The organism is Mesorhizobium sp. SP-1A, assembly GCF_032460275.1.
GTDB lineage: Bacteria > Pseudomonadota > Alphaproteobacteria > Rhizobiales > Rhizobiaceae > Mesorhizobium.
Window position 1 is genome coordinate 104,759 of the sequence record NZ_JAVXZD010000002.1, and the last position, 22,089, is coordinate 126,847.

Annotated in this window: 24 protein-coding genes and 1 other RNA gene; 8 read left to right on the top strand and 17 right to left on the bottom strand. The window is 51.2% G+C overall.

Going from position 1 to position 22,089, the window contains the following annotated elements:
• Positions 1-9: 9 nt before the first annotated feature.
• An RNA gene (gene ffs / locus QU595_RS08980) (signal recognition particle sRNA small type) lies at positions 10-104 on the bottom strand.
• 96 nt (positions 105-200) lie between these two features.
• Between ffs and QU595_RS08985 the strand changes: the two genes are divergently transcribed.
• The 3 genes from QU595_RS08985 to QU595_RS08995 all read left to right on the top strand — a co-directional run bounded on the left by QU595_RS08985 (position 201) and on the right by QU595_RS08995 (position 1,722).
• Entirely contained in the window at positions 201-497 is a 297-nt protein-coding gene (locus tag QU595_RS08985; RefSeq protein WP_315921023.1) for a hypothetical protein, read from the top strand.
• Between the two features lie 18 nt (positions 498-515).
• Positions 516-932, top strand: coding sequence for a hypothetical protein (locus tag QU595_RS08990; protein WP_315921025.1), 417 nt, complete (start codon positions 516-518; stop codon positions 930-932).
• 121 nt (positions 933-1,053) lie between these two features.
• A complete protein-coding gene (locus QU595_RS08995; RefSeq protein ID WP_315921027.1) occupies positions 1,054-1,722 on the top strand; it encodes a nuclease-related domain-containing protein in 669 nt (222 codons plus the stop codon).
• A 188-nt stretch (positions 1,723-1,910) separates the two neighbouring features.
• Here QU595_RS08995 and QU595_RS09000 read toward each other — a convergent pair whose 3' ends face one another.
• Positions 1,911-3,947, bottom strand: coding sequence for a hypothetical protein (locus QU595_RS09000; RefSeq protein ID WP_315921029.1), 2,037 nt, complete (start codon positions 3,945-3,947; stop codon positions 1,911-1,913).
• Positions 3,947-5,119 (bottom strand): polysaccharide biosynthesis/export family protein, encoded by a 1,173-nt coding sequence (locus QU595_RS09005; protein ID WP_315921031.1) that lies wholly within the window; start codon positions 5,117-5,119, stop codon positions 3,947-3,949. Before QU595_RS09005 ends, QU595_RS09000 begins: the two co-directional genes overlap by 1 nt.
• Before the next feature lie 146 nt (positions 5,120-5,265).
• On the opposite strand from QU595_RS09005, the gene QU595_RS09010 reads away from it, so the two are divergent.
• The 3 genes from QU595_RS09010 to QU595_RS09020 are packed head-to-tail and all read left to right on the top strand — an operon-like array spanning position 5,266 to position 7,978.
• Complete coding sequence (locus tag QU595_RS09010) at positions 5,266-6,543, top strand: hypothetical protein (RefSeq protein WP_315921033.1); 1,278 nt, start codon at positions 5,266-5,268, stop codon at positions 6,541-6,543.
• Positions 6,540-7,322: an ABC transporter permease gene (locus QU595_RS09015; protein ID WP_315921035.1), complete on the top strand. Its 783-nt coding sequence runs from the start codon at positions 6,540-6,542 to the stop codon at positions 7,320-7,322. Before QU595_RS09010 ends, QU595_RS09015 begins: the two co-directional genes overlap by 4 nt.
• Positions 7,319-7,978 (top strand): ABC transporter ATP-binding protein, encoded by a 660-nt coding sequence (locus QU595_RS09020; protein WP_315921037.1) that lies wholly within the window; start codon positions 7,319-7,321, stop codon positions 7,976-7,978. The genes QU595_RS09015 and QU595_RS09020 overlap by 4 nt, the downstream gene beginning before the upstream one ends.
• A 150-nt stretch (positions 7,979-8,128) precedes the next feature.
• On the opposite strand, the gene QU595_RS09025 is transcribed toward QU595_RS09020, so the two are convergent.
• The 12 genes from QU595_RS09025 to ruvA all read right to left on the bottom strand — a co-directional run bounded on the left by QU595_RS09025 (position 8,129) and on the right by ruvA (position 20,322).
• Entirely contained in the window at positions 8,129-9,127 is a 999-nt protein-coding gene (locus QU595_RS09025; protein ID WP_315921039.1) for a hypothetical protein, read from the bottom strand.
• Positions 9,128-9,171: 44 nt separating this feature from the next.
• Positions 9,172-10,701 (bottom strand): CDP-glycerol glycerophosphotransferase family protein, encoded by a 1,530-nt coding sequence (locus QU595_RS09030; RefSeq protein WP_315921041.1) that lies wholly within the window; start codon positions 10,699-10,701, stop codon positions 9,172-9,174.
• 12 nt (positions 10,702-10,713) lie between these two features.
• Positions 10,714-11,841, bottom strand: a complete 1,128-nt coding sequence (locus QU595_RS09035; protein WP_315921043.1) for a hypothetical protein — start codon at positions 11,839-11,841, stop codon at positions 10,714-10,716.
• A 1-nt stretch (position 11,842) separates the two neighbouring features.
• Positions 11,843-13,036, bottom strand: a complete 1,194-nt coding sequence (locus QU595_RS09040; RefSeq protein WP_315921045.1) for a hypothetical protein — start codon at positions 13,034-13,036, stop codon at positions 11,843-11,845.
• Positions 13,037-13,062: 26 nt separating this feature from the next.
• Positions 13,063-13,767 carry an SDR family oxidoreductase gene (locus QU595_RS09045; RefSeq protein WP_315921047.1) on the bottom strand — a complete coding sequence of 235 codons (705 nt, stop codon included), beginning with the start codon at positions 13,765-13,767 and terminating at the stop codon, positions 13,063-13,065.
• Positions 13,760-14,452 carry a 2-C-methyl-D-erythritol 4-phosphate cytidylyltransferase gene (locus QU595_RS09050; protein ID WP_315921049.1) on the bottom strand — a complete coding sequence of 231 codons (693 nt, stop codon included), beginning with the start codon at positions 14,450-14,452 and terminating at the stop codon, positions 13,760-13,762. Before QU595_RS09050 ends, QU595_RS09045 begins: the two co-directional genes overlap by 8 nt.
• Before the next feature lie 56 nt (positions 14,453-14,508).
• The gene (locus QU595_RS09055; RefSeq protein WP_315921051.1) at positions 14,509-15,810 is read right to left on the bottom strand and encodes a hypothetical protein; all 1,302 of its coding nucleotides are present in this window, start codon (positions 15,808-15,810) and stop codon (positions 14,509-14,511) included.
• Positions 15,811-15,881: 71 nt separating this feature from the next.
• A complete protein-coding gene (locus QU595_RS09060; RefSeq protein ID WP_315921053.1) occupies positions 15,882-16,892 on the bottom strand; it encodes a hypothetical protein in 1,011 nt (336 codons plus the stop codon).
• Between the two features lie 10 nt (positions 16,893-16,902).
• A complete protein-coding gene (locus QU595_RS09065; RefSeq protein WP_315921055.1) occupies positions 16,903-18,108 on the bottom strand; it encodes a hypothetical protein in 1,206 nt (401 codons plus the stop codon).
• Positions 18,109-18,119: 11 nt separating this feature from the next.
• On the bottom strand, positions 18,120-19,235 hold the full coding sequence (locus QU595_RS09070; RefSeq protein WP_315921057.1) for a hypothetical protein: 1,116 nt from the start codon (positions 19,233-19,235) through the stop codon (positions 18,120-18,122).
• A gap of 68 nt (positions 19,236-19,303) precedes the next feature.
• On the bottom strand, positions 19,304-19,711 hold the full coding sequence (locus tag QU595_RS09075; protein ID WP_315921059.1) for a hypothetical protein: 408 nt from the start codon (positions 19,709-19,711) through the stop codon (positions 19,304-19,306).
• A 14-nt stretch (positions 19,712-19,725) separates the two neighbouring features.
• A complete protein-coding gene (ruvA, locus tag QU595_RS09080; RefSeq protein ID WP_315921061.1) occupies positions 19,726-20,322 on the bottom strand; it encodes a Holliday junction branch migration protein RuvA in 597 nt (198 codons plus the stop codon).
• 126 nt (positions 20,323-20,448) lie between these two features.
• Here ruvA and QU595_RS09085 point away from each other — a divergent pair, with 126 nt between their 5' ends.
• The gene (locus tag QU595_RS09085) at positions 20,449-20,889 is read left to right on the top strand and encodes a hypothetical protein (protein WP_315921063.1); all 441 of its coding nucleotides are present in this window, start codon (positions 20,449-20,451) and stop codon (positions 20,887-20,889) included.
• Between the two features lie 4 nt (positions 20,890-20,893).
• Complete coding sequence (locus QU595_RS09090; RefSeq protein WP_315921065.1) at positions 20,894-21,250, top strand: hypothetical protein; 357 nt, start codon at positions 20,894-20,896, stop codon at positions 21,248-21,250.
• Between the two features lie 39 nt (positions 21,251-21,289).
• Here the strand turns inward: QU595_RS09090 and QU595_RS09095 are convergent, their stop codons facing one another.
• A complete protein-coding gene (locus tag QU595_RS09095; protein ID WP_315921067.1) occupies positions 21,290-21,634 on the bottom strand; it encodes a hypothetical protein in 345 nt (114 codons plus the stop codon).
• A 50-nt stretch (positions 21,635-21,684) separates the two neighbouring features.
• On the bottom strand, positions 21,685-21,909 hold the full coding sequence (locus QU595_RS09100; RefSeq protein ID WP_315921069.1) for a hypothetical protein: 225 nt from the start codon (positions 21,907-21,909) through the stop codon (positions 21,685-21,687).
• Between the last annotated feature and the right edge of the window lie 180 nt (positions 21,910-22,089).

Genomic DNA, 22,089 nt, shown 5'->3' on the forward strand with positions numbered 1-22,089 from the left:
ACTGCGCTCAAATAAGAGCCTTCGCGACCCGGCTTGGGTGAATTTGGCTGCTGCCTTCCGGCCCTGACCAGGTAATCCAGCTTTGCCGTCCGCGAAGACCTGATAAACAGGATGCATCGGCGAACATGTTTGTGCAATTGGATATACGCGTATTTGGATGATAAATATGAAAATGCAATATCGGATTAATGGAGAAAATAATGAGCAACACGATTTCAATCGAGCGAACTGTTTTTCAGACGATGGAGAAGGATGGCAGCATTTCTGGCGAGACTTATGGCATCCGAATTTTTGATGACAATGCCGTCACCTATAACAACAACGTACCTACCCGCGATGCATTGAAGGAAATGTCGGCTGACGAATTGATTCAGCTCGCACGCGAGACAGACGATATCGCCACTGACATGCTGTGGTCTGCACGTGAAAATGGTCAACCTGTCTATGTTGATGGCGAGGCCGTCGAGCTGGAGCCATCCTCAACGAACTCGCTCTAGGACTTTGGAGGGTCGGTGATGACCAGTATGACGATTTCAATCATTGAAGGTACTGTCGTGGATGGACAGGTCGAATTCCTTGACACTTCAGGGATGCGTATCGAAGGCGTTTATCGGGAGAACATGACGTTCGAGGATGGCCTTTCCTATCTTCGTTCTTATCAGGACGGCACACTTCATCATCCCGCTATGGAGAACCTGAATTACCTCTTCATTCGAGATGATGGTGAATTGGCCTATCTGGATTTCGCCAAGCAGGAAGTCGAGATCATTCGCGATCTGGCCGAATTCGACGAAGAAAATGAGTGGCCTCCAGACTGGTATTATTTACCTGTATGTGAGCAGGCGTTGATTAATGATGGTCTGGGGACGTTTGAGCGGGTAAAAATTCAGGAACCGATTAATCCTTCGGTAGACCTGCCTTCTCCGAAATGACGGGAAGCATTGTCTCTGGGCTTTAATATTTAACCACTCGGTTAACGGGTGGTTTTTTTATGAATAATTCGTTGCGCCGGTAATCGCAACGGACTCCCCTAGAAATAACCTGGGGGAGAAAATGGGATTATTTTACATTATTGGGTTGATGGTTTTCCTGTCGTTTGTTCTGAAGCTCGCATTCGGATCTTCGGGCAGCTCGAAAAAGAAGGGAAAACGCGGCGAAAAACTGGTCAGCAATGAGCTGAAGCGGATGAATCTGGAGGCATTCGATGATGTCCTTCTACCATCACGAGATGGAATGACTCAGATTGATCATATAGCCAAGGTCGGCAACTCCATCGTTGTCATCGAGACAAAGAATTACAAGGGAGCCATCTACGGCGGCCGATGGGATAAAGACTGGCGTCAGGTCTTTCGTCGCGGAACTTCATTCCCTTTCCAGAACCCGATTAATCAGAATTACGGGCACATAAAGGCTGTTCAAGCTGTGGTCGGTGGCAATGTCGATGTGCGCGGCGTAGTGGTTTTTGTTGGTACCGCCAAGTTCCCGAAGGGGCGACCAGAGGGAGTCCTCACCATGTTCGAATTTGCCGATTGGTTGCGGGAGACATTCGTTGATGCGGGCGCAAAGACAAACATTGATCAGGCCTGGGCAGAGTTGATCGATGAAATGAAGATTCGCGGTGGACGAGCTGACAGGAAGGAGCATATGAGAACCGTGAAGAATGCAAAGGCTGGAACTCGAACGGTTTCATCAGACCATCGAGTGGAGCCGACCTTCGATTAATCTCTGGCAGAACAAATCGTGTTGAAGCCCTTTGGTCTAACAAAGAAAGGCCCTTAAGAAGCGTCTGATGATGCCTTTTTTTCGTGTTTGAGGAGCCTGATATTCGTATCGTATCGGGTTCATAGACGATTATTGGTCTAGGTTTGGCTACGAGATCCGACGTAGTCACCGATAATGGCTCAGAGCATTTAACGGCCCTTCAATCGAAGACGCAGTCGCCCAATCGAAGTCAAGATGTCTGACTGCATCTTCTGCCATCGTGTCGGCTTGATAGTCGTCAGCACATCCAGAAGCGCTTCTGGCGAACACGGCAGCTCAGAGTGCGGATGCATATAGATTGGATATTCGTACATCGTCACATAGAGAAGCTCGAAAAACGATCCGAGTTCACGACGCTGACGCTTGTATCCGTCCGAAATGCGATCAGTGGTAAATCCCCAGCCTGCATAGAACGGATAGCCATGGGTTCCGACTGGAACGCCATAGACCAGGGCTTCAAACCCAGTGAGCGAGGTCATCGTCTCGACGCGGTCGCACCATTCCAGAAGGTCGGCAATGTTGTGGTTCGTCACCACGAGATCGGCCGCCTTGGTGTCAGCCTTGCCAGGACGAAGACCCCTTGCGACGTCTGGATGCTCTTTGAACGCGATCAGGGCGTCTGGATAAAGCTCTCGCACCCTGTTAATCAGCGCCGTGTTGGTCGAAATCTCTGGAGAGCCGTATCGGAGCGATGCGTCGCCCTCGACCTGACCAGGCACCAGAATACGCAGCTTTCCTTCGGGCTTCGGCAGGCCGTGCGTCGTCTCCCCCTGGAGCATGTACTTGTTCACCCGCTCAAGCAGGATGCGCTTGTTCAGATCTCTCGCGCGCTTCACCTGATGCGGCTTGACGTCGAGCGTGTTGAGCATGGTCTCCAGATCGCTTGCGCCACGGCGGTCGAAATGCAGGTGTCCGCTGTTGTCCACGACCACCGAGTATGGGCGGGCAAAGGCCGCACCCAGGCCGACCGAGCGGATGAATCCGTCTTCAACACGAGAAACCGGGGCACCGTGCGCCTGTTCGCCTGCCATCTCGTCCTGTCCCCAGACGGCAATCCTGCTCTTTGGCCAGTGATGCTGGTACTTGATCGCGTCATTGGGGTTCTGGAAGTGAAAAGGGAGGTGTCCCATACCCTTCAGGAGAGGCTCCATCGCCCGCTGTTTGCGATACGACATCCCAGCCGTGACAAAGTGCGAACCATTGCGACGGCGCGTCTTCGCTAGCCAGGTCAACTCGTCGATTGCGTTCTCAATCGTGGTTGGCTTGCGGGTGTGTAGGCTCAGGTACCGCGAATATTCGATATAGGCTGCGGCGAAGAGCTGTTCGAGAGACTGCTCATGGTCGTTGCGCCACGAATCCATCATGTCCGTCGTTAGGCCCCAGCCAGCATAGAAGGGCATGCCAAAGCATGTGACGTGTTTCCCAGCCATAAGCGCTTCGAACCCAGTCTGACTTGATACCGTGTAGAAATGCTCGCAATTCTCGATCAGCGGCCAAAGATTGACCCTGTCCTTGATGATCTTGCAACTCACCCCGGTCTTCTGGACGGCTTCCAGGAGCGGTCCTGCGTATCCTCTGGATGCCGGATGGGCTTTAATGACGATATCGCAGTCAGGGTGGTTGGTGACTGCGTGCTCCAGCATTCTGGCGAAGGATGCACTGTTGGCTTTTGAGCCATTAATCGACTGGTCACCCATGACTTGATCAACCAGAACGACGAATTTCTTTGGACCGATGCCGAGTGTCTTTAGGTCGACAATTGGAGCGTTGTTATATTTAGAAAGCTTCGCCTCGATAATTTCCTGCATACACGCCTGTGCGCGAGGTAAATCGCGATGCGGATAATCAATCCCATGGGTAATTATGCTTTCAAGATGCGAGGTCTCTTTGGCGTTGTAATAGATGCCCATTGGGTCAATCACATAAGAGACCGAAGGATCGTCAACTCCCGATCCCCAGCCCTTCAGAAAGCCGTCTTCGAGGCGAATAAATCCGGTCTGTAGCTTGTTAGCCATTTGGCGGGCGCGAACGCTGCTCGGCTTGTCACCCCATCCGAGATATCCATCGGTAGAGTGCTGGAAGCCGAAAGGTCTGTATTGGACATCAGCCTGCAAGACGGCACGGAGATCGTCTCTGCGCGCCCAAAGCCCTCGACTTGCGATGGAATATGTCTTGCCTTCCCACATCAATATGCCCGAACCTCCGAGCTAACTGCCTTGAGAGCGCCAATGAACTTCAGGAGGTCGACGGACGGCTTGCGCGACACATAGATCACGTCCTTGTCCTGCATTTCGAACTGCTGGGCGAGGAAATAGCCATCGGCCTGGGCGAGATCGATCCGATAGACGACTGGCCAGTTGCCATCGGCATTGCGGAGGGACTTGTTGTCGACCAGCGATTTGAAGGTGGCGGCGTCGAGCGCCTTCTTCAGGACGCTTTCCTTCTCATAGCGGAACAGGAAATAGCCGCCTGGATCGCCGCGTCCTGCGTCGATGCCACCTGCTAAAGAAGCCGCTTCAGCCAGCGATAGCTTGATTGTACCGAACTTGATGTTGTCCTTCTTGTTGACTGCGCCAAAGGCAGAGAACGTGCGTGGCGCATGAACAAGGAAGAGCTGGTCGGATGGACGCAGGAAGATGTTGTCCGCTGGGTTTTCGACCAGCGCCTGCAACGGAAGTGTCTTTGTCTTGCTACCGCGAGATAGCGTGATGTCGGTCTCGTAAGGCGGATTGGATGGACCGCCTGCCGCAGCCAGTGCGTCCAGAATCTTTTCGCGTCCAGTCATCGGAACCATATTCGGACGGCCAACCGCGCCATTGACGGAAACGAACTGGGTGTTGTTCGTCTTCAGTGACACGATCACATCAGGTTCGCTGGTCTTGTCACGGAGGCGGGAAACGATGTCGGTGCGGATTTGCTCGAATGTCTTTCCAGCAACCCTGACCGTGCCAGCATATGGAACCGGAATATGACCCTTGTTGTCGACCTGCAGGTCGAGCGACAGGTTCTTCTGCGCGCCGGAGGTGAATAGGCCGTCCTGGGCGCTCTCGAAGATCGTCAGGTTGAGAGTGTCGCCAATTCCCACGACATGGGTTCCGGCCGCCCCGCCGCGTCCGAACGTATTTCGGAAGCCCTCGGGCTTGGTTTCGCGAAGAGCAGCAATATTTTTGGTTGAGACATCCACGACGGCGTAGGGGATTTGCTGTGCGTTCGCCGCTGCCTTGCGGGCGGCAATTTCGGCGCGCAGCGGGCCATCATTCGGCATCATCGAAACACAACCCGTCAGGGCGAGCGTCGATACGCTACAGGCAACAATAGCAACTGGGCGTATTTTTCGAAAAAATGAATGGGCGCTCACGGGGAACCTTCAAAAAATTTGCGACATGAATACATGATAATCGTGAAAATAAATTAGGTGCAAGACGCAAAACTGTTGACCTCCTCGCATTTCGCTAAATAAAATCAAGGAAATATGTCCTGAACGCTTCTGTTCGGGGTTTAATCTTGGAAAGCACGCGCAATATGGACGTGGGAATGGAAGATTTTCCAAAAATTGAAGCTGAAGAGAGCAAAAAGGCTGTGGTGAAACCTGCTAAAGCAAAGAAAGCGACTGCTGACTTGCCAAAGAGAAAGGCAGAGCCTGAATTTGAGTTCTCGACCAAGCCAGCTTCAAGGCGCAAGTTCCGGTCAGGTTCAATAATCAGTTTTTTTCTGATGGTGATCATGCCGTTTCTCACATCGGTTGTCTATTATACTGGGATCGCTTCGGATCAGTATCGGTCGGAAACTTTGTTCTCCGTTCGTGGAACCACGACCTCTCCCCTCGCCGCTCTCGGCATGCTCTCGCTGCCTGGCGCGGCCGCGCAATCGGGTGATTCATATGTCGTGACGGAATATATTCGCTCGCAGCAGATTGTTGCCGACATTTTGGAGCAGACGGGCTTGGATGTGCGTCGTAAATTCGCGGGCCATGAGATCGATTGGCTCTATCGAATTGATCGAGACAATCCCATAACGAAATTCGTCGAATATTGGCGCTGGATGTCGGCAGTCGAGTTTAATTCCACGACTGGCGTTATCACATTCAAGGTCGACGCCTTTAGTGCAGAAGACGCCCAGCAGATCGCGAAGGCTGTGCTCAAAGCGTCTGACAAGCTCGTCAACACCCTCTCGGAGAATGCGAAGCAACAGGTGATCGCATCTGCGGCCGAGGAAGTTCGGCGCACTGAGGAGCGTCTGAATGAAGCCCGTCAGGCGGTTGAGGGGCTTCGCAACAAAGAGCAGATCATCGACGTCACTGGCACGGCGCAGATCGAGCAGAGCCTTCTGGGTGAACTCCAGAAGCAGGAGCTGGAACTGAAGGCGAGAAGGTCGTCGATTGCCAAAATGGCAGCGAATTCTCCGATTGTGAAAGACCTGGATAGCCGGATAGCCGTCATTCAGGATCAGATCGAGGCTCAGAAAAGTAAGGTCGGCACTGGAACAACGACGGCCTCGAACGCCAAGAACATCAGCTCTCTCGCTACCGAGTTCCAGCAACTGCTGGCCGCACAGGAATTTGCGGAGAAGGCTTTCATTGCCGCGCAGAGCGCATTGGAAACAGCGACACAGGAAGCTCGAAAGCAGGAGCGCTATCTGGCGGTTGTCGTCGAACCGACGCTGGCCGACTATTCGATGTACCCGAAGCGTTTCGCCAACATCATCATGGTTCTGTTCGGCTCGTTCGTGATCTGGCTACTCGCTTATCTGCTGGCCATGTCGATCAGGGATCATACCCGATGAGCATCCAGCGCCTTCGGTCTTTCACTACCAACTGGGACGTGATTGTAGCGATCATCATGCGCGAGACGCTGACACGTTTTGGCAAGAACAAGATCGGCTATCTCTGGGCGCTGCTGGAACCCGTCGCCTATGTCTCGCTGTTCCTTTCGATCAGGAACGCGGTTGCGCAGACAGTGCCTTTCGGCGACAGCATGATCCTTTTCGTATTGTCGGGGTTGCTTTGCTTCCGTGCATTCAGCTCGATTGCTTCGCGCGGCCTGAAGGCAGTCTCGTCCAACAATGCGCTCTTCACCTATCCGATGGTGAAGCCGATGGATGCCATCTTCGCCCGCATCATCCTGGAAGCGGTGACGATGCTCGTGGTGTTCGCGATCTTTTTCTCGTTCATGCATCTGGCCAGCGATCACCACATAATTGCCTATCCCGAAAGGTTTGGAGCCGCCATGGGAGGATTGATGGTCCTCGCAGCCGGAATGTCCGTCTTTAATGGAGCTTTGAACGCAATCATGCCGTCTTGGGAGCGTGTGTTCGGGATGATCCGCCTGCCGCTCTTGCTTCTGTCTGGCGTTTTTTATGTCCCCAAGGTGCTTCCACCTGAATTCCATCCCTACCTAGAATGGAATCCGCTGCTGAACTGTGTCGAGTGGTTCCGCTACGCAATGTATCTCGATTACGACCCAATGCTCAGTCAGGCCTATGTAATTGCCTTTGGCGTCACGGCATTCGCTCTCGGCATGCTCATTGAGCGGGCCTACCGCAGGAAGGTCATGAAGGCATGATTGAATTTCGTGACGTAACAAAATCATACGGCCATGGTGATCGCAAGAAGGTCATTCTCGGAGGCTTTAGTGGGGTTATCGAGAAGGGCAAGAATATTGGCATTCTCGGTCACAATGGCGCTGGCAAATCGACCTTGATGCGCATGATCGCTGGCACCGAAATGCCTGATAGCGGCAAGATTGTCCGCGATGGTCTCGTGTCTTGGCCGTTGGGCTTTTCTGGCGGCTTTCACCAATCTTTGAGCGGGCGGCAGAACATCGAGTTCATCTCCCGTATCTACGGCATGGATAGTCGCGAGGTTTTTGATTTCGTCGCTGATTTTGCTGATATCGGAAAATCGATTGATGATCCAATTCGCAATCTCTCCAGCGGTATGAGGGCACGTGTAGCCTTTGGCGTCAGCATGGCTATCGATTTTGATTTTTATCTGATCGATGAAGTGATCGCCGTTGGCGATACGGCATTCAAGAGGCGCTGCAAATACGTTCTGGAAGAGCGCAATAAGGCGTCGACCCTGATCCTGATTTCGCACTCAAACTTAATTCTCAAGGAATTCAGTGAAGTCGGTGCCGTGCTTCATAAAGGAAAACTGGATTTCTATGATGACATTAACGACGCGATCAAAGTTCATGAAGCCAATCAAAGACGCGGATGAATGATCGCTTGTGTCATCGCTCGTGTCAGATAATAATTGCATGAGGGCTTTCGGATACGGTCACTGCTACTGCACACCCCCGATTGACGTGAATACGAAAAAGCAGGCGCGCGGCCTGCTTTTTTTGTTGTCGATGAACTTTTCAAAGGCCTATCTGCCGTAGAGCGGTAGCTTGTAGACGCGGTTCGTCTTTTTCCCCTTGTCGCCCGACACGATGCCGACCGCCAGAGCAAGCTGGCCTTTGTGGGAGATGATCTCCAGTCCCTCTGGTTCGCTGAACATGCCCTCGCCGTCTTGAGCGCTGAAATCCCGGCCAATGGTCAGGACTTCGCTCTGAAGCTTGCTTCCCATGAGAGTATAGGAAACGAGGCGATTGGTGCTCTCGATCTCGGGACGTCCTGATAGGACGAATACGGTATTGCCGACGATGGCCAAGCCCTGCCGATACTCGCCATTCGGCTGCTGTTCGGCGGCAAGAGGGAATTCGCTGATCGGCCTCAGATTGGAGACATCACCTGTCGATAGCGCGTCTTGTAGTTGGAAAATCTTGATCGCCTGTTTGCCACGGAAGCGGTCTGATACCTTGCCCATAATGGCGATGAAGCGACGGTCGGCCGAGACGGTGATTGTGTGGCTGGCGACGGGCTTCTTGAGCATCCTGACGAATTGAATGTCGCTTACGGCCAGCTTGCCTTCGGTGTCTTTCGTGAGTTTGAAGCGCTTGGCTCCAAGGCCGTTTTCGTCAGGCAGCCAGAGGTATGGGTTGGAACCTCCGTCATGCTCTACCGTGAGATCCTGCGGATGGCCAAAAGCCTCCGTGGAGGTGAAAGCGCCCTGCTCTGCGCCTTTCGGTAAAAATGACCAGATTCCAACAACTTCCGGCTTCGTGCTAATGCTGATTGTAGCAATTGTCCGACACGACGATGGGTCGATGCCGATGGATTGGACGGTGCGGCCCTTGTACTTGCCAGAGAGAGGCAGTGTTGTCAGAAGCGAGGCCTCTGTCGTGCTTGCCATGTATGTTTGATAGGTGCGGGTCTTTGAAATCAAAGGCGCGAGAGGTTGGTACTCGCATCCTGGCGATTGCGCGAAAGCGTTGGTCGATATGGTGAGCAGTGTTGATGCGAGAATGATTGCGATGCGTTTCATAAAGTTCCCCAATAGGAAGACAACGGCCTCTCGGCCGCATCTCCTCACTGTTCTCGATTGATGATCGCCAGTGCTTCCTGCTTGAAAAGTTGGCCTGGCTTCATGTGGCTATCGCCGAAAGCGTAATTGCGGAGTCTGGTTGTCCGGAGGTCTTTGAGGCGATCAGAGCCGAACGCTTCTTCGAGTGAAGCAATGACATTGTCTGCTGCAGGCGTAAGCAGGTACCCGCCCTGTGTGCACGGATATCGACTTAGATCGTTGAGATCGAAGTTGTTTGGATTGGTGATCAGGTATGGCTTCTTCGAATACAGGAAGTCGATGACCACGCTGGAGATGTCCGCGATCAGTACGTCTGACCTGTTGAACAACGTGATGGCATCCACATTGATATCGACGATTTCAGCCGTGTTTTTTGGACTCGCGGCAATCGCTTCTTTGATCTGATCGAAATATACGGCAGCGTTCGGGTCCTTGTAGGACATCGGATGAGCCTTGAAGAGGATGTGAACCTTTGCGCCGAAGTCGTGATTCAGTACGTCGCGGATGATCTGCGGAGACTGCTCAAGCGAAGAAAAGCGAGCTTCTTCGTGATAGCCGAGCCACGTCGGCATATAGGCAATCGTGATCTCGTCTTTTTGACCTCGATCCTCAACGACTTTGATGTCTTCAGTCTGCGGGCGGCCTACCACGGTCGTGAGGACATGGTTCAATGAGACTCCGTTGGCCGCATAGCGATCAATCGCCATTTGCCCAGAGACGAACAAATCCGTGTAGCAGCGCACGACTGGGCTGTAGCTGGAGGGTTTGTCGCTGTCGCCGTGCAGCAACTGGACATGGCGGAGTTCCGGCCGTGCATTGATCAGTTCGAGGTTCTTGAAGCCATTGTTAGCGTAAAAAATCGTGCTGACGCTAGCCGGAATAATGTCGCCTATTCCCTTGCCGGAAGTCACCAGAAGCACAGGGATATCCTCGTATTCCTTGGTTTGGAAAAAGGCCAAGTGCTTACGCTCGCGCAGGACGATCACATAGGGGGTGTCGAGACCGTCGAGATATTTCTTCCAAACCAAATAATGCATGGGTGTTTCGAGGTCGCCGCCTGAGAAATAGAAGGCGAATTTTGGCTTGGATTTTTTCTCTATCTTCTTCGATGCGCGCAAAACGCGTGCGTTTTTATCCTTAGAAAATCTGATGCTTCCGATCAGAAGCGAGAGCAGTGGAGACAACACGAGGGCGATTAGAATGGGAATCCCTATGAAGTATGAGGTCTCGAATGGGTCGGGGGTATCGGATGGATCGATGATGGCAGACGCTACACCGAGGGCGATGGTGGCAAAAACATACGTTGTGGTTGTGGTTTCAAAATTCTTCTTCTCATCCTTCAGGTTCGACGTCGAAAAACGGTCAGTCAGAAATTTGGTTTTAACATCATCAATCAGTAGGTAGCTGACAACAACACACGCCACTAAAGTTGATCCAGACGTAATGTCGAGTGCGTCGAGAATTGCTGCGGCAGCGACTATAAAAATGCATGCCACGCTATCTCGACTAAGGAGAATAGATTTCAAATTAAACATTATTGTCTCCGACTACTGCTTTAAATCGATGCTGGCATAAAGGGCATTGTAGAGATCGACTTCAGATTCGACTACGCCTCCGACATGTTTGACGGTGTAGGTTGTCTCTCCATGAATTTTTTTGTCTGTTTCGATCAGGCTTGTGAACATTCCGTAGGTCGGGCTGATCTCCAGAGCGTCAGCGGGTGCGTCCCACAAGATGTGGTTTAGTTGGTGAAAGCGGACCAGGTGGGCGTTCTTTGCCCTGTTGTTTGTGTATATGACTGCCTTGACCGAGGGCACGATCAGCGTCTCAAGATCGGTCATCTTTGTGCAGATTATGATGTTTTTCACCTTCTTTGCCTTCAGCGCGTTGTAGATCGTTTGCTCGCGCGCCAGCGTGACAAAGGGGATTTTCTGCTCATCAAGTGCCTTGATCGCATCGGTCAGTTTTTTGGACATCGGACCTGTGTGATGAAGGATGGCCTTTGGCTTCATGTCCGAGACGGCGGCGGTCAGCGAAGACCATTGCTCGTTCCTGGCCTTCTCAATGGCAGGATTGCAGGTCTTTGCGCGCCAAACAGCCGTCGCGACCGCCAATGGCGATACCAGCATGAGCACGATGGCCCAGTACGTCATTGGCAGATAGGAGCCTAAGTTGGAATCGAGGAATGCGACGTACCCAATGGCGACGAGAGACATGGCAATCACCACCTGTCGAAGGCCAAAGACGGCTTTATTCAGAAGCACGCCTTTAACGGCCACGGGTGTGGGGCCGACAATGTTCGTTCTGGAAATTGCCCTTGAGGCCTTGGAAACGCCATCAGTGATGAACTGTGTCGCAATCAGGAAGAAGCCTGTGGCTGACGCGATGAGTGCCGCATCAAAAATGCTCGTTGCCTGTTTTTGAGAAAGCAGTGCAGTCGTCATTGAGCTGCAGACGAGCGCTCCTGTCATGTCTAGGCGTCCGATCTTGTACGTTCCTATTTTGAGGCTTGTCACTACCTTGTTGAACGCCCAATTCGGTAGCGCGAGCGCGATGTGAGACAGGACGATGATCAAAGTGGCCGCGATCAACAGGGGGTCGATGCCATGCATCTGGTTCAGATAGAGGAATCCAAAAGCCGTCGCAGTCACGACCGTCAAAGCTGTATTCTTCATGTTACTTCCAGTAGGTGTTCTCGTTCATAAACTTGAGCAATGCCGAATGCCGGACGGCATAGTCCTCAGCTTTAAGTTCGTCGCAGGAATAGCTGAAAATGGCATTGCGATGCAGGTTGTCTAATCGTGTCTGAAAATCACCATCAAACAAAGCGGATAAAATCCCTTCTATTTCTCCAGGCGAGCTTCGAAAATTAATCGCTTTGGAATTATAGACGTTTTCTTTGATATATTCAGGGATGGCATTGTTGGCCTCTGGCTTAAGGATTACCAAGTGAGGAATGTTTTGCTTAAGGCAGATTGCTTCCATTCCAGACACGTCGACAATTGCCAGCTTGACCGCCATGGCCTTGGATCGATCATGGAAAAATGGCTCCTGACCAATTGAAAGCTTCAGGCGAAGCTTGGTGAGAAAATCCAGATTATCTTCAAGGAATTTGACCTCGAAACCATTGTCTACAAACCCGCGCGCCATTCTCCGCAACGTGGTCAGCAGTGACTTGTCATGCTTTCCGAAATTCGGGTGCAGCTTGATGGCAATCCTTCGAATGCCGAGCACTTCAGCCGCTCGTTGCGCGACCGTGAAACCGTAACCGTCGACTGCGCTGCTGTAGTTTTCCGGTGCAGACGAATTCTCCCATGTTGGAGCGTAGAGGACCCATGGGTCGTTGTCTGCTGGTGTTGAGGCTCGAATGTATGGGATCGTTTGGATGAACGTGTCGCCTGTTCTTATCAAGCGGCCGCCATCGACATCGCCCATCCTGAAAATTCCGGCATCGAGATAGCGCGTGATCGCCGCATAGCCGGATACACAAACATGGTCATAAAGACGGGCAATAGGTCTGCATGAGGAAATCTTGTTGCTCTCGCCATGGAGAATGAGCGCGTGTTTGACGCGACGGTTGGCTGTGATCGAGACATTTGATTTTGAGTTGAATGAATAAAACACCGCAACCTTATCTTCAAATGCGAGGTGGGGAAGCGTGTTTTCCTTGCGGATAATGACATTCTTGAGATGTGGGGCCTTACTGAAATCAGGGCCTCCAACGCGTCTCCGCGTGATGATTTCGGTTTTCTCCGCGTCAAAGAAACCCGACGCGAAGAATGGTTCAAATTGTTTAATCGATCCCGGCATCGGGCTGTCGACATAGAAACTGGAATGCTGGTGACCCAATTCCTTTGGCGATTTTTCCATGATGAACCCTATGCCGACTGTACGAATTACGTGCGGATGACGAGGTTCTGGCTGTCGATCATTCGACCAGATGGCGATGCCAGGATCGAAAGAATGTCAGCCACGTCTTCGGGCTGCATGATCGTCGACGGATCTTCATCTGGAGCCAGAGTACGACGCAGGGCCGTTGCGCAACGACCAGGCGATACGCAGACAACGCGAGTGCCGTATGGCTTCATTTCTTCGCGCAGGACTTCCGACATGTTGATCAGAGCAGCCTTGCTTGCCGAGTAGGTGAGCCAGCCTGGGCGGCCGTTCATGCCAGCGGTCGAAGCGACGTTGATGATCAGCTTCGGCGGGCGACCCGTCTTCAAGAGGCCCTGGATGACCGCAAATGGTGCAACCAGATTGGTAGTCAGTGTCTTGTAGAAGTCGTCGATGACTATCTCCTGAATGCTCTTCGGATTGGTGTAGCCAGCGTTGTTGACGACACCGTGGACCTCGATGCCAGCCTGCTTGATCTCCGAGAGGACGCGCGACACGTCATCGAGGCTGCTTAGGTCGGCCTTGAGCTGTAGGAAGGTCTTGTTCGGATTCAGACTGCGAACTTCCGCGATCAGCTCGTCATAATCGGTGCTTGGACGAGCGACCGTAACGAAGGTGCCGATGGTGGTGGATTCCGAGGCCATCTTTCGAAGCGTGGCTGCGCCAATGCCGCGTGACGCACCTGTTAAAAGGACTGATTCAATCATTGTCATAGGTTTCCTTCAAGAATGACTCGGCGAAAACGAAATCCTCCCGAGTGGTGACTTTAATGTTCTTTTCCCAGCCAAGCATAAACTTGACCGGAACATTTCCGACCTCGCGGACGAGCATCGCGTCTTCTGTGAAGACAACGTCCAATTCAGTCGCTTTCTCATGGGCGTGAGTTAGTTCGCGCTTGGAGAACTTTTGGGGGAGCTGAATGTTCATCGTAGTGGAACGGTCAACTCGTCTCACCATTTCCATGGAGTCTGGATCGACTTCACACATTGAAAATGGGATGGGCAGGCAGTAGGCAACGTTGCTGGCTTCGTGTTTGATCAGGTTTTTGAAGCCAGCGGCTCCAATGATCGGACGGGCAGCTTCATGCACGATAACGTCGAAGTTCTTGGCGGCTTCAAGCAGGAGCTTTGTGGATTCATGGCGAGTTTCGCCGCACGGTACGAATTTGACGGTCATATCAGGAAAATATGAGCCGATAATTTCGCGCGTAATGTCTTCGCAGCCTTCAGGGTAATTAATCACGAACTCGTCGATCTCGCGGACCTTCCGCGCAGCGATCAGCGAGTAGACCAACATCGGATGGCCTTTGATCTTGTGGAATTGTTTCGGGTAATCAAGCGCAGTTCGCGAACCAACGCCGCCCGAAAGGAGAAGAAGACTGTACTTTTTCACGAATTTTCCTGATTGATTTTTGCTTGCGCCCCTAAACGTCATAAAAGCTTCATGGTTTATTTAATGTCAGTCAACACCATTTTGACTTTTAATAATATTTCCGAGCAGGCTATGCTGATATTTTTCTTTGAATAATAATCGCCAGGAAGAAGAGCGCGGCATCGTATATTCGCGATGAACCGCTCATTTGCGGTTGGATCTGCCGAATTAATTGCGGACCAGAATTTATCGAGGTCCTTTTCGTGATCGATACAGATCGCGAGATCATCGCGGCGGAACATGGCCTCGCCAAGAACTGCAAGAGGCACATTGAAATGCAGAGCTGAAAGAGCGCTGGTGCTATTGATCGTTATCATTGCCTTGGCGTGCTTCGTGACCTGGCCGATTGATCCGTCGTCGATATAGATCACCCTGTCCTTCACACCATTTTGGGATGCGATCCTGGCGATCTTCTTTTTTGCGTTGGTGTGCCCTCGTTCGAGCGGATGCGCTTTGAACACAAGGCGCAGGTCTCGTGGAGCATGAGCTGCGAAGGACGGTATCAGCCGCTCGATCACGAGATCGTTGCTCCATCCCCTGCCCGCAGCGATGAGCTGGCCGTCATCGCGGACTTGCATTGGGACAATGACGTAGTTCTTCTGGAGTTCACCGAACAGGCGATTGATGATGCGATTGTTGGAGAGGCGATGCGACTGCTTTCGCATGACGTTGCGAACCCAGTAGAAGGCTTCTGTCGCCAGCCTTCGCTGCTTGTGGTGGCCAGCGGATTTGCCCGTCATTATGCCGATGTGACGGATGATGTAGTAGACGAAGCCATACCACGCCATGTGATTGAAGGCGTGTCCAGGTGCTGGTGTCGGCTCTGACGGCAGGTCGGCAACGTCTATCGTTAGATCAACGTCCTTGAGCGGGGAGTGACGGTTGTTGCCGAACATCTCGGCTGTGATGAAGCCAGGGCGGACATAGCCCTCTTCGAGTGAGAGGACTGGAATACCATGTTCTTTCCCGAATTCGATTGCTGTGACGTGGCGTGGACGCTCACAGCCGAACAGGATGATGAAATCAATCGGAGCGCGCTGGTTGAGGCCTTGAAGCCACTTCTTCCATTCGCTGTCCGGCTTGCGAAATCTGGCGCGATGTTTCCTTACGCTGAAAAACTCGTCAGCAGAGTTGAAGCAAACGTGAGTGACATTGGCTTCTTCTTTAGCGAGGGTGTTGCTTAATTCCCTGAAAAAGGGGCCAACAGGACCCTGCAGAAGAACTATGTGCTTTTCTGCTAATGGAGCCGTTTTATTGTTATGTAATTCCTTGCCGTCAGACGATCTTTTCAGATCACAGGCAGGATAGGCCCCCTGCATACTCGATTGCCCTCACAATTTTTTCATCAATTGTGAGGATTTCATCAAAAAATAGAACGGGCAATACCAATTTAGATTTTAACGGGAAAATCGAGGTCAATTGGCCTTAATTGCCATCGAGTGCAGATGTCGTTTGCCATCTGGGTTATGGTTTGAGTTTCTCTGGATGTGACGCCGCTTAATTCCCATGCATCGCGATATGCAGCAACGAATTCGGCCAGAGCCTGAAGGTTATCAGGAGTCTCTGTTTTGATAGCGTTCTTGTGTTGTTTCTTGAGGTTGAACCATGCTATTCCTGCGTCATAAGGGAATGAAGATAAACGTTGGATTTCCCTGTTTAAAAGCCATTGGGTTTTGTGAATCAAAAAGTGCTTTTCGTCATCGAAATCCAATACATCTGGAATGTGAATTTTTGGTCTGAGTGTGTCCCACTGCAGATTGGGATGTGACCGATCCATTTCCATGGCCTTGTCGAGGCGAAAAAGATCAATCACTTTTGGTCCGTAGTCACTCGCGTATTTAGGTTTGCGGATAACTGCGCTCTCTTCGTGTGATGGAACCTCGGAAGAATCGAATGCGATCTGCACGGTTGGTCTTCGATCAAATTCCCCAAAGATCACGACAAAATGTGGCTCTGGCACCCTCGTGTAGATGTTGTCCCCGATAATACGAACGTTGTCATTGAGTTGGTGAATGAAGGGGCCTCTTGCCTCATCTATATTGGATGTCTGCAACTCTCTGAAAAGGTCATCGGTAAATCCACGGAGGGGTTTCGACTGTTTTGTTTTCCGCCAGAAAGGCAATGAATTCCCAGCCTGTGATGCGCGAGTTTGTTGCAGAGCAGTTTCTGGTTCGTTCCCGACTTCGGTATACCAGAAATCTCCGTCGAAATAGCGTAACAATCCGCCATCACGGGAAACCGTGTCCGGTCTGAATATTCCAGACGCCACCAGCGGAGCGTCAGTCTCTTCGATCTCGTTGAGGTCGAAAAATTCTTCCGAATAGACGGTGTAGCTGTCTGGCTTTTTCGTGTGTTTCAACCGAGCGGTGATCTCGTGAATGATCTGGAGTTGGACCTTCATATTTGCCTCTTCAAATCTTGAATGTATCGCTGTGGAGGTTCATCGGACGCACATTCCAGCGATTCTGGATATGCTGTCCAAACCCGTGGAGCGCTTTCATTTTTTTGCGCAACTCGTCTTCATTGTTCATGTTGCGCAGCTTCATGTGACCGGATGCGTACGGCTCAAGGCCTTCAACAAGTTCAGATACGTGAGAGGCGATGCGTTCGACCGCATCTACATCCATCTTCGAGAACATTCTTTTGAAGCGGGTCACGCTATGGCTTCCACTGAACTTGTATCCGATATCGTGCAATTCATCACGAATGGACGCCCACTGTTGAATGGTTCCGACTGGAAGGTGATGGACATATTGGAGCAGGCCTTCAAAGGCTCCAATCGCGTAGTGAAGCATAGACGCATCCTCGTCTCGGAAGTTGTAGACGTCCGCTATTTTAACATCGGGTCGCGAACCAATCAGGATTTCACGTTTGTCGTTGACGATGAAGTTTAATCCTTTGGCCGCGTTGATGTGTTCAGCCATGTCGTCGAAACGATCAATACGGAAGTATTCCAACCTGACTGTGTTCGGCCGGGAAAACTGTTTTTCATGATCGAGGTTAAAGGCTACGGTCGCCTGGATGGTCTTCAGGTTATTGTTGACCTCAAGCACGTAGAATGGTTCGACACGATTGTAGATCATGCCGTCAACAGCAATGACATTCGCGTCAAAATGATTCTGATAAAGCGAGATTCTCTCGTCAATATTCGAGAACCTCAATTCCGCGATCCAATCGCTCTCGCAATCAACGATTTGGTGGGTGAAGCTGTCAGCTCCGACCCATGTTCGTTTCGAGATTTTTGGGGCAATCGCCTTTATGGACTGGTATTCTCCGCGTTCCCATGGGGCATAGGGCTTCGGAGCTGCGTTGTGCCAGTCCCAGGTTTCTGCTGTGGCGATTGTGTTGTCTGGGTTGAAGTCGGGATACCACAGATCACCGTCATAATAGAGGAGGTGCCCGACCGGATTCGGGGTCTTTCGGCGAACGACTTTTGACGGCGTCTTGTACTCGCCAAAATGTCGATCAAAGCCTTCGATGGCAATCGGCGCATCTAAAAGGGAAACCTCTTTGAGATCGAAGCGAACGTTTATGTAGGCATCGCGCTGCGAGAAGCCCTTTATCCCCTTCTTCTGCCTGATCTCTGCTTCTGCAATGACCGGAACCTGGACGTACATCTTCTCTCCGATCAAGGTTGGAATGAAATGTTGAGGTCGATAGTGCGCATTTCCCATCTGTTGAGAGCAAAATTTGCGTCTTCGATGAAACTCTTAATTCGGTAATCCGATTCCAATGCAGGGTTTTCCGACAGATTGGCGCAGAGTTTCGAATAGGCGTCAGCTACGAGTTCAGTGTTTTCGCTGTCGGGATTTTCCTTTGCCGCTTCTATAGCATCCCGAAGATCGTACCAAAGCATTCCTGTTTCGCGTTGAAATGTTTTCAGTTTGTCTTCGATCTCCTTGCACCCTCTTCTGGCGGTGCGTCTCATCGAAGTTTCGTCATCCCTGAATTCGAGAATTCCTTCAATTTGAATCTCGGGTCTGGAGCCTGTGATGATATTCCTGTTTCCAAAAAACTCAGGAAAAAGATCCTTCGCCTCGTTTAGATGTGCGACCATGTCGTCGTAGCGGTCCAGACGGAAAAACTCGATCTTTTCGCCTGCTTTGATTTTTTCGTTTGGCGAGAATTGAAGGACAGCTTTCACGTGTCCATGCGTGCGGTTAATCGCGTAGAATGGCTCAGGTGTCCGACGATAGATTTGACCATCAATGACACGGATGTCATTGGCGAGTTGCTCGGCGTAAAAAGCGCGGGTCTCTTCAAAATCACTCTCACGAATGTCGCGATGCTCGTCAGGATCTAGCATGGAAGACCATGTTGTATCGCTAGCGAAGCCTCGTTCTTTCGCTCTTGCGAACGTCGCGTTCCAGAAACGGTGTTCGATTTCGTATTCTGGAACGTTTTTCGGTCTGATCGAGGACCAGTCGTCAGGGGTCGCAATGACGTTCCCAGAATTGAATTCGGGGTACCACAAGCTATCGTCGTAATACCGAAGAATTCCTGTCGGATTTGGCTCATTACGATAATCGGTCACTTCACGATAGCCACGACCATAAGGCGATGGTTCGCGCCGTTCTACAGGGGTGTTATTGCGATCAAATCCCTGGATAACGATTGGGGCGTCTGCTGCCGAAATTTCCTCAAGAACGAAATCAGCATACTGGTAGACCCTGGCCTCCTGATGGCTGCGATGATGCTTGAGACGCGTGGATATTTTGTGATGGACAGGAAGGGAAATGTGCATGAATAGGCTCACTGATAATGTTGCACTGATTTCCTGTCATTTTCAGTGCAACGCTTGAATGCCACAAATCAGATTTGTGGCGTGTCGTGGCTGTTGATCTTCCAAATTTGATGGGCCGAAGCCATGGTATAGAGAAAGAAAATAGTCGGTAACAGGTTTGGCTTGTTTAGGAAGCCGTGCAGGTCAAAAGACCACGGGAAATAGAACTGGGCAATAGAGGAAGCCAGCATCAGGTAGTGGGCAACGCTCTGGCCAGGAATATCGAGTTCGGGCAATCCACTGGGCAGACGATAATCAACATTGGCGCGCTTGAAAGCGTAGATCACCTGATTGGAGATCAGGATAGTAAACAAACAGATGGCTGCATTTGAGAAAGCCATTGTGGGGTCATAGCGTGCGAGCAAAAGTCCGAGCGCGAGCAAAAAGACCATGTGAAGGCAGAAAAATATGTGCTGGTAATCGAGGTACTTTTTCATGATACGCGTCCTGATTAGTTGGCTCGTGCTAGACCGATGCGGATAAGGGAAGCGATGTCAGCCGCATCGCCGAGTTCGTCGACAGCTGCCCGAATGGCCTTCTCCGCCTTGGATTTGTCGAAGCCGAGACCCACAAGCGACTGGATGGCTTCTGAGGCGATAAGGCCTACTGGAGGAGAGGCTGGAGTGCCGTTGGTGGTGAAATCGCCTGCAGGCAGCTTGCCCTTTAGCTCCGCAATCACGCGCTGGGCGACCTTGGGGCCGACGCCAGGCGTGCGGGAGATTGCTTTGACATCTTCGTTCTGAATCGCGGTGGCCAGTTCGCTCAGACTGAGGGTCGAGAGCATTGCGATAGCTGACTTCGCGCCAACGCCTTGGACCTTATTGGTGAGTAGCTGGAACCAGTCCTGCTCGATCTTGGTGGCAAAACCATACAGAAGGAACGCGTCTTCACGGATGATGGTCTCGATGAAGAGGACGATTGGCTTATCGATTTCGGCCTTTTTGATTTCGTGGGCCGTGCAGGCGACCAGATATCCAACGCCATTTACATCAACAATTAGATGGCTTAAACCAATGTCGACGACAGTTCCGTTCAGTCTAGCGATCATAGAAAACTCCTGAGTTGCCGAAATTATGACATGGAAAACAATTATGACAATAAATATCCATGAAAAATGTCGTTGTATGCGATGGCGATAGATAATATGGGAATATCGAAATAAGGAGAATTTCCCATGCCTAAGTTCAATTGGAATGAGTCGGTCAGCTACAAGCCTGCCGAGAAGAAGGAATTTCATCGTCTCGCGAAGCGTCAGCTCAAGAAGCTGGCCGATGACATGGGCTGGAAGAAGGGTGAATACGACCTACGTTCGAACATGGGCGGCATCGCTGTCTCGGGCGAGATCACTCTGCATCACGAAGATCTCTACATCCAGGCATCGCAGTCTTTGGCGGGATCGGACAAAGGCCTCATGATCCGCACCTGCGAAGGGCGCAAGGACTATACGGGCGGCCGCAACCACTTTGCGTCGCTTACCAAGCTCGATGATGAAAACCGTGCGGCGCTGGTCAAGTTCTGCAAACAGGTCCGGGAGCAGAAGGTTGGCTTCAATGCCGATTTGGTCGAAGACAAGGGGTACAATCCTCATACTTCGACGCCAACGGTCATGAGGTAATCCCATGAAGGTCACGAAAGACAACATTCTCGATATGATGGAAAGCCGATACGACAGACGCATCGGCCAGAATCGTCTCTACATTGGAGAGCTGGAAATTGGCCAGCTCGTGAGACGTGGAAAACGCACGGGCATTACGAAAACAAAAGTGGTCACGGAGTACATGTTCCGCAGGAACTCATCGATTGGTGTGGAGACGGAGCTATTTGCAGGAAGTCAGTCAGCCTTGGAAAAGCAGATCGCGACAGCTGTGGTTCGTCACATCAAGGCAGGCAAGATGGAGATGCCGTCGCCGAGGGAAATCATCGCCATTCCTCCTGAAGAGGATTCTGTTGATGAGCCTTCGGGACCGAAGATGTAATAGGGGGCGCTAAGCCCCTTATTTTTAGTCCGATGCCAATCAGATCGTGTATGTGAACGCAGGTGCGTCTTCAAAGACGACTTCTTTGATCAGCTGGCTTCCATCCGCTACTTTCAGTTCGCAGCTTGCTCCAAGGTCGCTCAAGGCGTTCTGAAGCGATGCCACTAGCATCTTCACGCTGGAGAAGCCTCCATAGGACATAGCGAGATCGTAGAACCAGCCGCCGCAAGCGCCTGGGTGGAATTCCCATAGATGTCCGGAATGGATGTCGACACCGTCGATGGAGATTTTGGCAGCGCGATTTTCGCGATCAGTTTCGACAAGGATCGTAACGTCTTTGCCACCGAAAATGTTCAGGTCTTCAAGTTGAGAAATTGTCTGCATCTTGGTCTCCTCTCACAGAAAACCAGACTATATTCACGAAATGTAAATGTCTAATTATTTTTCGTGAAAATTTCCTTTTCCCAATTTTTGACCATCTTGCGGGTCAGAAAATAGGAGCCGATAAGTCCTAGGATGCCGACGACGATGAATTCCTGACCGTCGTTAATTGGATTTTGGTAGCCCATCGCAGCGAGCGTAACTCGCCAGCTCGATGACAGTAAGATCGCGATGCCGCCTGCACTCTTTACAAATAATGTGAATTTCCCGTCAGCCATTGAATGCCCCTCTATTGGTTAGTTGATATCTATAATTTCGAAAATGTCCAGAATTACATAGATATTTTCATGGGCTGTCTGCAATCTGAATTAAGCAAATCGAGGAGATTTCAATGACGGAACTCAGAGAAGAATTGGTGCGGAAGGACCAATGGTACAAATTCTATCGGCACTATGTCG